We start from the raw sequence: 15,362 nt of genomic DNA, 5'->3' as shown, positions 1-15,362 counted from the left end.
TTTAAATTGAATATCATGAAATATTTCTACCATTTAATTTTACTGACTCTATTGCTCAGCTTAACCTCATCCTGTGAAAAGGGAGAAAATATAGAATCTAAGATCAGGTTCACCACGCTTGAGATACAAATCTTAAATAACGGCCTAAGCGTACAATCCATAGTCTACAACGAAAGGCTAATTACCTGGAGTAGAGACGGATATTTAATACCGTATACTGGGCAAGATTCTATCACCATAGCCGTAAAATATCACGACAATAAGCCAACCATCACAAAAAAAATAAAGATCAATCCAAGTGGCACCTCCACGTATATGTATTATTCCAATCCGGTCGATTCAATTGCTACGATTGGTGACCACCCTTTGAAGGATATAAAAGTACCAGAAGGAAAATATTTAGTCAAATTTATAAACAACAGTCCACTGCTTCCCAAAGACAAACCTATTCACTTAGCATTTTACGATTTCAGGGATTGGAATGCAGAATCTGATGCTTTATATTCTGAGCATCCGATGGATACGATAAAAAATATTGGAACCAGCATACCTGAAACATTCAGTGTGTTTAAACATAATAAAAAATCAATGCTTTGGAAAGCTAAAATCTTGAATGCGGATTTTACACCTTTCCAACATCTCGGAAAAAATGTCTACTTATATACGTCATTCAGCTATCCAAAATCCGATATTTTTATAGTTGAAATAAAATTCGACGTTTTTGATGATTTTGACTTTAATTATTTTTTGGATTTGGATGATGGTGGTTATTCAGGCCTTAGTTCAGATTATTATATGGTCAGAAATAAAAAATAAGAAGCCTCACATTACCCCATAACCAAAAATCGCTGTAGAATAGGGATTATGTACCGGGTGAATCGAGCCTTATTTTATCAAGACTTTTATGCTTATAAGGAAATATGTACAACCACAAAAAATAAGGATGGTTAGATATTTTCCTTATGGCTGATTCCTGTTTTTATGCAATTACCTGTAGGGAGGGAGGGGGAATTAAACCAATTCGACCAAAATCAAGAATTCTACATATTAGATTAGCGCGATTTGATGCCGGTCTTCAAAAGCGTTCATTAAAACCTAAGGATATAATATTGTGTAGACCAAGTAAAGCATACTTCCCCCGAACAAAAGAATTGAATGCCAAAGCAATCAATTCTTTTGTTATTTCCAGATCTGCGGAACCTGAATAGGTTGATCTTTACACTTTGTACTTCTAGTGACTAGAATTTTCCGCCAAAGCATCATCTTAATCCTGCATACCCAACAACACTATAATTATTTAACACTTATTTAACATTTGTTCGATAGTTTTGGGTAATTCCAATTTTATGAAAGAAACTATTGACCAAGATCTTGTGCTGCGTATTCGCAATTCAGACTACATCGCGTTTGAAGAATTTCATAAGCGGTTCTATGACAGCCTATACCGATTGGCGATACGCAAGATCGGTAACGCTGAAGAAACATACGATCTACTACAGGATATGTTTATTGAAATATGGGAAAAGAGGGAAGAATTTGAAATGAACAACGCCCTGGAGGCCTACATGCGCAATAGACTGTGGTTCAAGATTGGTTCCTATTTCCGGAAAAAGGGATTCCAGGATAAGCATATCCAAAAGTTCACAGAGTTTCTGCAAAGTCAGGAACACCAACAGTTCAATGAACAGGAAGTGCAGGAAATACAGCACCAATATGATCTAATTATGGAGCGCATCGCTGAAGTTATCGAAACCATGCCCGAAAAGATGAAAGCGGTATTTATCCTGAGCAAGGAAGAACAGCTCAGCGTACAGGCAATCGCCGATAAATTGGATATTTCTCCAAAGACCGTGAAGAATCACCTCCACGCCGCCATGAAAAAAATGAAGCTGGAAATGGCCGAATATTCCCCTGGCATGCTGGAAATGCTTGTACTTATTTGGTTAATAAACTCTTAATAGAAAGTTAACCCTTCAGGACTAGGTCTTTTTTCCATTTCACGCTTATTACTTATGTATGCAGCAAGATAAAGGACATAGCGAAAAAATACTCCGGAAATACCAGACCGGTACTTTAACAGATGCGGAAAAGAAATCCGTAGCGCAATGGCTTTCCAAATTGGATAGCCAAGAAGGGGAGGTTCCATCCACAGAAGTAAATGCGATGGAGCAGCGATCCATTCAGGAAATCCGGCAACAGTATTTTCCCAAGCCTGTTAGACCCTTATTTTCCCTATACAGCAAGATTGCCGCGATAGCGGCCTGCGTACTCACCATGTTGGGTTTGGGCCTTTGGTACTATCAGGATAGCCAGCACAGCCAGTCGGTAATGGCCGCTGCGGAAGACATGCAGGTGGTTGCTACAGGCATAGGGGAGCAGAAAACCATCAGCCTATCCGATGGTTCCCAAGTTATTCTCAACAGCCAGAGCCAATTGGCCTATCCAAAAAAATTCCATGCCGACAGCCGGGAGGTGAAACTCACCGGAGAAGCATTTTTTGAGGTCAGCAAGAATCCCGAAAAACCTTTTCGGGTGCAGATGCAGGACTTTGATGTTCAGGTATTGGGTACTTCATTCAACATCAAATCCTACCCTGCGGATGCTACATACAGTGTATCGGTCAAGACCGGGCGTGTCGCGGTTTCCAATAAGGACCAGGAGGAGATTATCCTCAATAGGGGTGAGGGAGTACGCATCATGGCCGAATCGGGCAGCTGGGAAAGACAGGAGATCAATCCCGAATCCATCTCCGCCTGGAAAACAGGAAAGCTCGTTTTTATGGATGAATCCCTTGCCGATATCGCTAAGGTACTCGAACGTCGCTACCACATCAGCATAACATTCAAAGATGCCGCCATTGCGCAGCAGAAACTAAATATAACGATCAAGGATCAGGCACTATCCCAAGTTTTGGATGTCCTGCAATTGTCCGGCAATTTTGGCTATACGAAGCAGGCGGATCGGATCCTGATCTGGGGAAAATAAGTAATGAAATTATAACAGGAACAACAATGAAAAACGATGTGAACGATTGCTAAACATAAAGAATAAAAGAGGCGAAAGTGCTGCCACACCTCCGCCCTACAAAATTCTTCGATTCGTCAATTTCTCAAAAACAAACCAAAAATAAAGTATGCACAATTTTACAAAAAAGAATGCAATTAACCTCTTGTTTCGCATGACAAGATTCACATTTATCTTACTCGTCCTACACCTGAGTGGTATAGGAGTATTGCTGGCCGAGCGGGCAAACTCACAAAATTTTGATAAGATCTATGTACGCCTATCAAGCCAACAGCGTACCGTCAATCAGGTCTTACATTCCGTTGAAGAACAAACCAACTACGCCTTCGCCTTTACCAAGGAAATCGGGAGCATGAACCTCGGATTTACCCCCAAGGGAGATTATTCTTTGGAAAGTCTGTTCAAGAATTTGGGCAAGCGCAACAGCCTTAAGTTTATACCCAAAGGAAACCTGATCGCCGTCCAGCGGGAAGCAAACAGACCTGTCGTACAGCAACCGGGACGCCTATCGGGCCGTATTATCGATGATCGTGGCAATCCGCTACCGAAAGCTACCATCCGTGTGCTCGGCGCCAATGTCTCCGTACAATCCGCCATTGACGGTACCTATTCCATTCCTTTGGCAGTGGGCACCTATAGCATTCAGGTCAGCTATGTTTCCTACCAGACCCAGCAGATTTCCGATATCCGGATTTCCGCCGGCGAAACCCAGCGCCTGAATATCACCATGAAAGAATCCAATGCTTCCATCGAAACCATAACGGTTCGCTCCACGTTCAAGAAAGCGTCCGTGGCCGGTCTGTACGCAGCACAGAAGAACGCTGCCACGGTGACAGATGGTATTTCCGCCGAGCAGATCGCCAGAACCCCCGACAACGATATGGGGCAGGTACTGAAGCGCATTACAGGGTTGACCACCATCGATAACCGCTCCGTAGTGGTGCGCGGTATGTCCGACCGGTACAATCAGGCACAACTGGATGGCGTTACGCTGCCGAGTACTTCCCAAAGTAAAAGGGATTTCGCCTTCGACATCATCCCAACGGAAATGGTCAGTGCTGTGGTCGTCAATAAAACTGCAACACCCGATGTGTCCTCGGAATTCTCCGGTGGACAGGTTTCGATCAATACCATGGACATCCCGGACAAGAACTTTACCTCTATACAGATCGGGTCCGGCGGGAATTCCCAGACAACGGGCAAAAATTTCTATCGATTGGGAGAACGATCAAACCTAGAGTATTTTGGTTTCTTCGATAAATCTGCAAAGCTTCCAGAAGGGATCTTATCCTGGTACATGCACCAAGATGCCCTAAGATCTGACTTAATGCCACTTGGCGATAAAACCGATCCAAGGGTGAAGGATTTGCCATTAAGCTTTGATCGAAAAGATTTAACCTACGGCTCCTTGGATGCAGTGGAACAGACGAAGCGATTTAATTCAGAACCTTTAAAAAAGTATAGCTATAAGGGGATGCCTAACCAAAATATCCGCTTATCCATGGGTAGATTGTACGACCTGAAGAACGACATGAAGTTTGGCTTTTCAGCAAGCGCTAACTTTAGAAATGAACAAAATATAATTGACTTCAACAACGTACGCAATTCAGCTCCAAATTCCGAGTCCAAACCGTTAACCTGGATAGACAGTACGGGAATCGGGCAAGCCGGTGGAGGTAAATCCTACCGCTTCAACAGCAGTTCCGGCGCTCTTGCAAACCTTGGCTTGCAGGGTAAAAACTTTAAGGTCGCATTAAAAAATATGTATGCCCGTACCTATGCTGACAATTACAATGAAAGTATCCGGCTAACCTATAATGATTTATCAAATAATGGCGGGATACACCTAGAAAACTACCAACTACCAGAAGCTCTTTCCTTGCAGCAGCATCAATTAACGGGCGATTACCTCTTGCCATGGAATATCAAGGCTGATGCGATGTTTACGATCAATAAGATCAAGCAACAGATCTTGGATGAGCGAAAATTTAAATATTGGCTTACGACCATCCTTGATGGAGAATACCTATTCCAAAGGCCGAATATAATGCAAGCGAATTCGATAGGTAACAATTTGGTTTCTTTAGATTCCAGAATGTGGACGTCCATTAATCAAACCGATTACAATTGGGCACTTGGTTTTTCCAGAAGCATAGATTTTTCCACCCACTTTTCTTCGCTCTTTAAAGTTGGTTACCAAGGCTGGAGCAAGAACAGAAACCTTTGGGTACAACGCGTATTTCCCTATACCCGTTCCTGGATAGAAAACACGAATAATGTAGTCCCTTCAGCAAATATGAAATATGATCAATTGTATCGGGAGCCGAATATCGGGTTTGGTCCAATTCAGGCCATATACATGCCCGAGGTGTCAGGCGGAAAGGTCTATGACGGCGCCATGAAATCACATGCTGCCTATGTGATGGCCGACCAAAAAATTTATGACTTTATCCGCTTGGTGTATGGGGTCCGGTTGGAATACTTTGATCTCTCCAATAGGCAGGATATGGTCTCAAAAAGGGATGATTCTCCAATTCCTAGCACACTTGAAGAGGGAAATTCTGTTTATGCAAAAGATTTGGTGAAGGATAAGGATGTGCGCTGGTTACCTTCCATCAATGCCACCTTTTCGCTCACCGATAAAATCAATCTTCGAGCTTCCTATTCAAAGACGGCCATCCGCCCAGATTTTAGGGAAACTTCCTTCTTCGGATTTTATGATTTTGAGTACGATGCCACCATTTCAGGAGAGCATGTCGTAAGTACACTAATCGACAACACGGATCTTCGATTTGAATGGTACCCCAGCCCGGGGGAAATCATTTCGGTGACAGGGTATTACAAATACCTGGATAAACCTATTGAACTGATTAGTGACAATACGGCGTACCCAGCCTACATTTTTGCAAATATGGAATCTGCAACCAATTTAGGGTTGGAATTCGAAGCTCGGAAGAATATGACCTTCTTGGGGGATAAAGATTGGTTGGCAGATTTCTTTGTGTATGCCAATGGAACCTTACTGAAATCAACGGTGCAAGTCTTGTCACCTTATGATACTAAACTCCAGCCCAATAAAGAGGCGGTGAGGTATCAGGAAAAGATGCCCGATCAAAATCGCCCGCTATTGGGTCAATCACCCTGGTTGATCAATCTGGGTATCGGTTATTGGGGGCAATCATTTGGCGCAACCGCATCCTACAACCATCGCGGATACCGCACCTTTTTGACAGCACGGGACATATCTCAGGTACAATTTGAAAATGCTCCCCGACAAGTGGATTTCCAAATCTATGGGCGGTTCCTCAAAGGAAAAATGGAAGCCAAACTGAATATGGCCAATCTGTTGAACGAATGGACATCCTATTATTTAAACCCAATACACGATAGTAGGGATGTGGAAAAAGTTAATAGTATTAAGGGCGATTTAAAGTTCAATAAAGACGATTACGATTACATCGTCTACAGAAAAAGGAATGGAAGACGATTTAGTCTTTCCGTCACCTATAATTTTTAAGAAACAACAATTACAGTAAACGCTTGAATTCTTTAAACAAGAAAAGTTCCCAAAGGTTGGGCCATTTTAAAAGTGAAGAACCAGGAAAAACAAAAAAACAACAAAGGAGAAAAGAAACGCTGTAATTAAAAAGTGAGTTAAGGTTAAAGCCGTCCCTTAATTTACTTTGCATACAGAAAATTCGGTCAACAAAAAAAACTAAAAAATGAAAAACTCAATTTTATTCTTTGCGCTACTTGCGGCGAGTTTAACAGCCTGTAACAAAGATGCAATCAACACACCAATGGGTGATGTAAATGCTGGTCTTCCATCCAAGCCGAAATTCTCCATCCCGGTTGACGTAAATGGAATTATCACCAAAGACTTCCTGTCCAAGGATACCATTTGGATGATTCCGGGCGTATCCTTTGTAAAACCGGGCAAAACCCTGACCATCGAAGCGGGAACGTATTTGGTGGCAGGAGCCGTAAAGGAATATTTAGACCCAATGGATAGCAAAGTGCATCACATTAAAGGTGTCCTTGTGGTCCCTAAAGGTGCTAAAATCATGGCCGTTGGTACAGCGTCTGCACCTATTGTCTTTACCTCGGACAAAGCGGTGGGGCAAAGATGGTCTGGAGACTTTGGAGGATTGATGTTAATGGGTGAAGCCCCTACGAACCAACCGGCTAATATGCGTATGGAGGGTTTACCACAACTTTTGCCTATTGATATTACATATGGAGGTAAGAATGCTGCCGATAATTCAGGAACCTTGAAGTATGTTCGTATTGAATTCGCAGGTTACCACCTAAATGAAAACACCGAAATCAATGGTCTTACCTTAGGCGGTGTTGGTTCAGCTACAGTTCTGGAAAACATCCAGGTGTCTTGGGGTAGAGATGATGGTTTTGAATTCTTGGGTGGAACCGTAAATGCCAAAAACCTTGTTGCATTATCCAATGACGACGATGATTTTGACTTTGATTATGGCTACACCGGAACGATCACCAACGGTCTTTCCCTAAAGGATCCTAACTCAACCTTCAGTACATCGAATCCTGGTCGTTCAGATTCAAATGGTTTAGAGTCCGATAACAATGGTTATGGTGCTGAAGTTTTGCCATTCACTAGACCAACATTGAAAAACTTCACTTTCCTGGGTTATGCTGACGCAGATAAAGCTAAGACCAATTTGAAGTTCGGTAACCGTTGGAGAAGAAAATCATCGTTGAACATTACCAATTCAATTATAGCAGGATATGGAACAGGCGCCGCTTTTGAAAACATCGGTCCTAATGGTAACTTCAGCAACAACGTTGTCCATGCATACACTGCTGCTTTCGTTGGTACAGTACCAGGAACCGGAAATCAGCAAAGTATTACTGGTACAGCTGCTGGATATTTGAATTTGGCTGGAGGAAACGATATTTTTTATACAACAGCTACAAGTTTAATATTTGATCCTGCTAACTTACGTCCAAATGCTGGTTCTCATGCGTATGGCGATGGTTCCACGACATATAAAGGTGCATTTCACCCTAAACAAGCTCCTTGGACCATTGGCTGGACTCAGTTTACACCTAAATCTTATTAACATTGGTTAATGACGTAAAATCCTAATCACATGTGAGGATATACCGTAAGGTATATTCTCACATAATTTAAAACACAATGACTCAAAAAAACATTTGTATTCAATTATTTTTTGCTCTTTGCATTACTTGTGTTACTTCCTGTAAAAAGGGAGAATATATTGAAAACCCCCTAACTATCAAATATATAAAATTCGAAAGCGTAGGTGGGGCAAACATTTCACAATTGTTATTAAGTGGGAAACCTCTCGAAATATCCCAACTTGGGGGGGCATATCAGATTCCGTTCCATGGGGAAGATTCGTTAGCATTAACGTTAGTTTATGGAAAGAATACATTAACTAAAAAATTTGATATGAGTAAAGCCTACCAAAGTTATTATCTCTTTGCAAAGGGAAACAATATAGATTCCTTGGCAATACTCACTAACCATCCAATGGATGGGGTAGAAGTACCTGACGATAATAGTTTTTATCTAAATATTTATAATGAGAATAAATACTTTTCACCAGATGGAAGCCCAATTCACATTGCACTTTATGACGGAGTAGGAGAGTGGAATCAATGGGATCCAACCTATACGGAAAACCCTGTAGATACTATCTTTAATATTACAACCCAGTTTAATGAAGGATTTAGAAAAATAAAATATTTAAATTACTATTCAGATAGTGGAGTAGGTAAATGGAAAGCAAAAGTTCTTCGAGAAGATAAAACTCCAGTAAAGTCTCCAGATGGCAACGATTTGTATTTCTACATACCTTTTTCTAAGGACGTTAAAGTTCTCTATACATATATTGACAATAAAGAAATTAAGGAGGTCAATCTTGATAACTGGGATTCAAATAGTTATATGGAGCTTCCAAATGGTGCTGTATCCACCCTATTTCCTTTAAAATTGTATTTATCCAAATAATTATGCGTCCCATCAATTCATCCAAACATGCCGAGCTCATCTACGTTATCCGAGAGATGGAGGTTTTATTTGCTGAGGAGGGGCGTGATAAGGACCGAGATGCTTTGATACACAATAAAGTCCGGATGGTCGAGCTTCATCAAGAATACCTCCAAACCATGAATTACCTTGAAAAGATCATAGAAGAATATCATGCCGAATCCCGATCGATAAGACTTCGATTTGTATCACAGCCGTTCCGAAAATTAAGACTCAAGAAAATCAAACCGGATAAGTACAAGATGATTGTCAATCTGGTGAATCGATTGACGGGTTGATTATGGGTAAATTGAAAAAGCCGGAATATCTTCCGGCTTTTTTGTGTTTAAGTCCCAAGCATCTGCCCGGAAGATTCAGCGGATCCCAATTCGAATAACTCAATTCAGGATCATATTTTTGGAATTGAATTTGCAGGCTTAATCGAAATAATAAGTTAAACGCGTTAAACAGCAAGTGATGCCCTGGAACCCCGAACTGTACAATCGATTTAAAGATATCCGGTATAAACCCTTCTACGACCTTTTGGGCTTACTCAAGGAGTATGATCCAAAAACCATTATCGATCTAGGCTGCGGCACCGGAGAGCAGACGGCCATACTGACCCGGCACTTTAAGGAAGCAAGCGTGCTGGGCATCGATTCCTCGGCAACCATGTTGGCACAAGCGCAAGCGTATAACTTGAGCCGACTTACCTTCCAGCACATCGGCATCGAAGAGATCCTGGCCTCCGGCCAGCAATGGGACCTGGTTTTCAGCAATGCTGCTCTGCAATGGGTGGATGGCCACGAAAAGCTTTTTAAGGAATTGGTTTCCGTGGTAAAACCGGGAGGCCAGCTGGCTGTACAGATGCCCGTTCAAGATGAAAACAAACTCAATCAGCTGTTGCTGCAATTGGCCAAAGAAGATCCTTTTACTGGTTATCTGCAGGGGTTTGTTCGCGAGTCACCCGTCCTCAACTTGGATGCCTATGCACAGCTCCTTTTTGACGAAGGCCTGCTGGATCTGGATATCAGCATGCGTGTATATCCCATTATCGCCGAGGATCCCCAGGAATTGGTGGATTTTATATCCGGCTCGGCCATGATTCCCTATCTGGAGCGGTTGAACAGCGAACAGGCAGCCGAATTCACCGAAGCTTTCAAGCAGCGCGTCGCAGCCGCATGGCCAAAATTCCCCGCAATCTATGCCTTCAAGCGCTTGCTCTTGGTGGGCACAAAAAGGGGATAGGGCAGGTCGCCACCCCCTAAATTTTCCATAGGGTTGACGAACGAAATAGAATCCCCCAATCCTATTTGCCACATACCCATAGGGACAACAGCGGATTGAGGCATGTGCTTTAAACGAACTGCCCAAGCATAAACATCGTGATCAGCATGGCTATGCCAAGTCCCCAAACCCAGAAGAAGGCATATTTGATGTATTTCCCCAGTTCCACATTGGCCAGGCCAACGGCGAGCCATACGGCAGGGGCAAATGGACAAATGAATGTGCCCACGATATTGCCGACCATCATATACTGCACCGCCGTGGTGGCATTGACGCCGTGTTCTGTGACGATCTGTTGAATAACGGGGAACAGCGCAAAATAGGTGGCATCCGTACTCAGCAGCAATTCGATCGGTACGCCCAGGAATGCAATGATGTAGTGGAGGTTGGAAATGGCCTCCTTGGGCAGGATGCCGACCAGGTCATTGGCAATCGACTCCAACATGCCGCTGGCACTCAGGATGCCCATAAAAGAACCGGCGACCATAATAATGGAAGCCATCAGTAGGGCATTTGGGGCATGGGCCTGCAGACGGGCCATCTGCTCGCTCTTCTTCGGGAAATTCAGGAACAGCACCACACTGCAGCCCAGCATAAAGAGCAAACCCGGTGGAAGAAGCCCAGCAAAGAGCACCGTAAAAATTCCCAAGGTCAAGATCGCATTGATCCATAGGGGTTTGACCTGCCTCCGATCGGGTTGCTTTTCAGGATCCAGCACTTGAGGACTGTTTTCCGTTCCAGGAACTTCTGCTGCAGCCTGTGCAATAGACATCCGTTGTTTTTCCCGCCAGCCAAAATAGATGGCCATGACCAAAGTGAAGAGCATACCGATCATCTGCACGGGGATCAAGGGTTTCCAGACATCGAAAGGATCCCGGTCGAGGATAATGCCTGCGCGTCCCATCGGGCCTGCCCAGGGAATCAGGTTCATCACACTGGCGCTCAGGCCAACCAATAGCACCAGCAGGTAGGGACTCATGCGCAGGCGCTGGTAAATAGGCAAGAGCGCGGGAATGGTCAGGAGAAAGGTCGAAGCTCCCGACCCATCGATATGCGCAATGGCCGCAATCACGACCGTACCGCAGGTAATCGCGATGGGGTTGGACCCCGTCAACCGAAGGACCCAACGGATCAGCGGATCAAAAAATCCGATATCCTGCAGGATTCCGAAAAATAGGATCGCAAAAATGAACATCACAGCGATGCCGGTGACCTTATTGATGCCCTCGATATAGAATTCGCCGATCTCGGCGAAGGAGAATCCCGTCAGCAGCGCCGCGAGCACCGGGACGATACTTAGCACGACAACAGGAGAGAACCGCTTGCCCATCAACAGCACAACAATCAGGAAAATAGTGAGTAAACCGATAATACTTAACATAGAATTTGGAATGATTGGTTATAGAATAATAATTGCATAATAAATAATTAATCTCCTTGCCGAGTGAATTAATTATCTTTACGCTTATTTTGGTGAATATAGAAATCACAGCACTATAATCGGCTTTTGGCCGCTTTCTAAGTTGTTTCGGAATCGCCAGGATAGTTTCGGAAATTTTACGGAAACCAGTAATAAATTGAATACCAATAGGCTATGAATCCATTGTCAGGCAGGGAAGACCTGAGCGAATTGCTCGCCCTTGTCATCGAGAAATATGAAAAGGAGACGGGGGACCTCATCAACAAGAATACCAACCGGGAGAATTACGGCAACCTGGCAAAGACCCTGAGCTTGATCAGCAACAAGCTGCCACAGACGGCTGCGGAGTTGCAGCACGACCCTTATGAGCCGGATCCGCGCGCAGACCTGCAGTACCCCAACCGCAAATACGACATCACGGGCGGACAGCTGAAGGATGCCTATTTCGGCATCGTGAAATCGCCGCGTCCTTACCTGCTGGATGCCTGCTACATCTACCTGACGGGGAAGGGCCGTGCGGCAAGCCTCGCCAATGCCACCACTGATCCCGAAGTTGCCACTTCCGCATTGGCACGGATGAAGGACCGGGTGTCCTACAATACCTTGCTGTGGATGCTCGTCATCTGTATCCTGGGCTTTCTGTTCGTGCTGTTCGCCTACCTGCAACAGGGTAAACAGGTGCCGGCCGATACGGAGGCTTACCGTCCATCGGCGACCGAGATCAAGGCGCTGGAGGGCATCTGGCTCTACTATACGGGTGCACCCCAGGCACGCGCCAATGAAGAGGACCGCTACAGGCGCTATGTCAACAACATTATGGAGGTAAAGTTCCGCAATGGGCGCTTCGAGTTCATCCGCCACGGCGCCAGCATCAACCATTACGGCTACATGACCTTCAACTCGCCGGGAATCGTCTCGATCCACAGCTACGTCCGTCGGCTTCCCACCGGGGAGATCCTCTCACCGAGCCACTCCCTGGCCCGCCTGGACAGCAGCAGCAAACGCATGGTCTCCATTTCGGCAACCTGGAGCTTCGAATCCGATAATCGCGACGATATCATCGCCACCCGCAACATCTACCAGAAAATCGCCGATGGCGGCACCCTCGAAGAAATCGAAAATACCCAACAGAATGCAGCCTGCCAGTGCAAGATCATCGAATGGCAATCCGCCCAGCGCCGGAAACGCTATGAGCTCCGGTACCAGTCCCTGGACGACAGCACGGATAGTGAGTTAAGGAACTACCTGAACGAAGAAAGCATCCTCCTGCTGGAGCCTAAAGACAATGTGATTTTGAAAGGGGAGTAGGATGGGGGGAATTGCTAAAATAGTTTCACCCCTCCGGGGTTGTATGGTTTGCTAGCAACATTGCTAAAATAGTTTCACCCCCCCGAGGTTGTAGAGCGTGTTACGGGGCTTTTCTAAAATAGTTACACCCCGCTGGGGTTGTATGGTTTGCTAGCAACTTTGCTAAAATAGTTACACCCCTCCGGGGTTGTAGAGTGTGTTACGGGGCTTTTCTAAAATAGTTACACCCCTCCGGGGTTGCCAGATGTGTAATTTTTTAGAAATGTGTTTAGGTAGAATTAGATTCCTTTATATGTATTATTAAATACAACCCACATATTGGTTTAATTAATTTATTATTTAGGCTACAAACCAAAAACCGCTTAGAGGTGTAACTATTTTAGCAAATCACCTAACACCCATACAACCTCGTAGAGGTGTTACTATTTTAGCAATGATATTTAATACGATTTTCAACCCCGCTAGGGGTGTAACTATTTTAGCAATGATATTTAATACGATTTGCAACCCCGCTAGGGGTGACTATTTTAGCATTGCCATATAATACGCCATACAACCTCGTAGAGGTGTAACTATTTTAGCAATGATATTTAATACGATTTGCAACCCCGCTAGGGGTGTAACTATTTTAGCTTGGGCAATATAATACGCCATACAACCTCGTAGAGGTGTAACTATTTTAGCAATGATATTTAATACGATTTGCAACCCCGCTAGGGGTGTAACTATTTTAGCTTACGCAATTTAATACGCCATCCAACCTCGGAGAGGTGTAACTATTTTAGCAATGAAATTTAATACGATTTGCAACCCCACTAGGGGTGTAACTATTTTAGCATTGCCATATAATACGCCATACAACCTCGGAGAGGTGTAACTATAAAAACTACATAACCAAATCCCCCCCCAAAAAACCTCCCCACAACCATTTAAAACGTTACCGACCCAAAATCCCTTTCCATTCCAACCCCATCAAACTACCGACCTTGTCCGACATGAGAGCGTGGTGAGAGCGTACTCAGAGCGTGGTGAGAGCGTGTCTATAGCACGTTCTCACCTCGTAAACACCACGCACGCACCTCGGACGCATGTCAGACAAGGTCCAGATAGCCTTGAAACGCAATCCAAGGCATCCTCTCATTTACGAAAAAAGAAATAAAAAGGGGATTACACTGCAAATAGAAAAATACCAGAGCGTGTTGGCATTAGCATTTCAGCGACAATTCAACAAAAACATGATGAAATCATTAAAATAGATGGAAAGTTTTCGGTTTGGGCTTAGATTGCTTAAATATAAACAAAAACCAATAAAAACCTGCGTATTAAGTATTTAATTCTTGATGATGGAATAAAAACCCAATCTGTTCAACTCATCAATGCAATTTGGAGATTTTTGGGAATCTGAAAGGGGAGAGGGGGAGGTACTATTTTTGAACGACACCCTATTGATCCTGAAAATCATCCATTATTCCTTCGAAACCAATCATTTTTTGCTTGAAAACCGAATTTATCACCCATTTTAAAACAAAAAATATATTTTTTTTATCTTCAAGAAAATTCCCTATATTCATAACAACGAAACCAATAATAAAACTTATGACAGCCAGTAAAAATTTCATCAGCAAAAATCGGGAAATCTTCCTTTTTGGGGTCTTTGTCCTGTTGTACCTGTTTTTGATCGATCCCTTGCTGATGCATGCTGATCATTCGTCAAGCGTATTGTTTTCGGGAAATCTAATCCTCAACAAGATCATGTTGCTCGTTTTTGCTGTCGCCGGAATTTATATACTATCACTTGTTATTCCGATGCTGTCTCAACAGTTAGTGAAAATTTGGTCAAAAAGCCTGACAACTATCCAAAAGAAAATGATCCTGAGCGTTATGAGCAGCCTGATCTACGGATTTTTCGTGTTTTTTGTGGTTAATGGATTTTTTAACCATTTGGTCAGGAATAAAGAATTAACGCTATTTGGAGCGGACGCGACCTGGCAATTGACGATCTTCATCGCCGTATTGATCTATAGAACCTGGAAAGATTATCAGGAATACCATGCGGAACGACTGCAAGATGTGGTTTGATGCTGAAGTGTTTCTAGTATGTCATTCAATTTTTAAGACGTCAATTACAAATAAAGATAAACAAATATTACGCTAAATACTTCCATTAAAAAGAATCACCCATAATCATTATAATTTATATTATGTTAAATAGATTAGTGCAGGACATCCCCTTATCCCTGCACTATAATCCTTTTTAAACAAAATATCCCGGAATGCCATTATACATACCGGGACCTA

General features: G+C 43.5%; 11 protein-coding genes. 10 read left to right on the top strand and 1 reads right to left on the bottom strand.

The window, feature by feature from the left end:
• Nucleotides 1-15 precede the first annotated feature (15 nt).
• The 8 genes from G6N79_RS12120 to G6N79_RS12085 all read left to right on the top strand — a co-directional run bounded on the left by G6N79_RS12120 (nt 16) and on the right by G6N79_RS12085 (nt 10,297).
• Complete coding sequence (locus G6N79_RS12120) at nt 16-816, top strand: hypothetical protein (RefSeq protein WP_103906292.1); 801 nt, start codon at nt 16-18, stop codon at nt 814-816.
• Nucleotides 817-1,346: 530 nt separating this feature from the next.
• Nucleotides 1,347-1,958 (top strand): RNA polymerase sigma factor, encoded by a 612-nt coding sequence (locus tag G6N79_RS12115; protein ID WP_103906293.1) that lies wholly within the window; start codon nt 1,347-1,349, stop codon nt 1,956-1,958.
• A gap of 58 nt (nt 1,959-2,016) precedes the next feature.
• Nucleotides 2,017-2,985, top strand: a complete 969-nt coding sequence (locus G6N79_RS12110) for a FecR family protein (protein WP_103906294.1) — start codon at nt 2,017-2,019, stop codon at nt 2,983-2,985.
• A 193-nt stretch (nt 2,986-3,178) separates the two neighbouring features.
• Nucleotides 3,179-6,541 carry a TonB-dependent receptor gene (locus G6N79_RS12105; protein ID WP_160003731.1) on the top strand — a complete coding sequence of 1,121 codons (3,363 nt, stop codon included), beginning with the start codon at nt 3,179-3,181 and terminating at the stop codon, nt 6,539-6,541.
• Nucleotides 6,542-6,746: 205 nt separating this feature from the next.
• The gene (locus tag G6N79_RS12100) at nt 6,747-8,117 is read left to right on the top strand and encodes a hypothetical protein (RefSeq protein ID WP_103906296.1); all 1,371 of its coding nucleotides are present in this window, start codon (nt 6,747-6,749) and stop codon (nt 8,115-8,117) included.
• 77 nt (nt 8,118-8,194) lie between these two features.
• Nucleotides 8,195-9,031 (top strand): hypothetical protein, encoded by an 837-nt coding sequence (locus G6N79_RS12095; RefSeq protein WP_103906297.1) that lies wholly within the window; start codon nt 8,195-8,197, stop codon nt 9,029-9,031.
• 2 nt (nt 9,032-9,033) lie between these two features.
• Nucleotides 9,034-9,348 carry a hypothetical protein gene (locus tag G6N79_RS12090; RefSeq protein WP_103906298.1) on the top strand — a complete coding sequence of 105 codons (315 nt, stop codon included), beginning with the start codon at nt 9,034-9,036 and terminating at the stop codon, nt 9,346-9,348.
• 178 nt (nt 9,349-9,526) lie between these two features.
• Nucleotides 9,527-10,297: a methyltransferase domain-containing protein gene (locus G6N79_RS12085; RefSeq protein ID WP_103906299.1), complete on the top strand. Its 771-nt coding sequence runs from the start codon at nt 9,527-9,529 to the stop codon at nt 10,295-10,297.
• A 109-nt stretch (nt 10,298-10,406) separates the two neighbouring features.
• On the opposite strand, the gene G6N79_RS12080 is transcribed toward G6N79_RS12085, so the two are convergent.
• Nucleotides 10,407-11,717: a CitMHS family transporter gene (locus G6N79_RS12080; RefSeq protein ID WP_103906300.1), complete on the bottom strand. Its 1,311-nt coding sequence runs from the start codon at nt 11,715-11,717 to the stop codon at nt 10,407-10,409.
• A 213-nt stretch (nt 11,718-11,930) separates the two neighbouring features.
• On the opposite strand from G6N79_RS12080, the gene G6N79_RS12075 reads away from it, so the two are divergent.
• Entirely contained in the window at nt 11,931-13,064 is a 1,134-nt protein-coding gene (locus G6N79_RS12075; RefSeq protein ID WP_103906301.1) for a hypothetical protein, read from the top strand.
• Between the two features lie 1,596 nt (nt 13,065-14,660).
• The gene (locus tag G6N79_RS12070; protein WP_103906302.1) at nt 14,661-15,143 is read left to right on the top strand and encodes a hypothetical protein; all 483 of its coding nucleotides are present in this window, start codon (nt 14,661-14,663) and stop codon (nt 15,141-15,143) included.
• Nucleotides 15,144-15,362: the final 219 nt, after the last annotated feature.

Origin of the sequence: Sphingobacterium lactis (assembly GCF_011046555.1) — a bacterium.
GTDB lineage: Bacteria > Bacteroidota > Bacteroidia > Sphingobacteriales > Sphingobacteriaceae > Sphingobacterium > Sphingobacterium lactis.
Note: the sequence above shows the minus strand (reverse complement) of the source record. Positions and strands in the feature narration are given on the sequence as shown.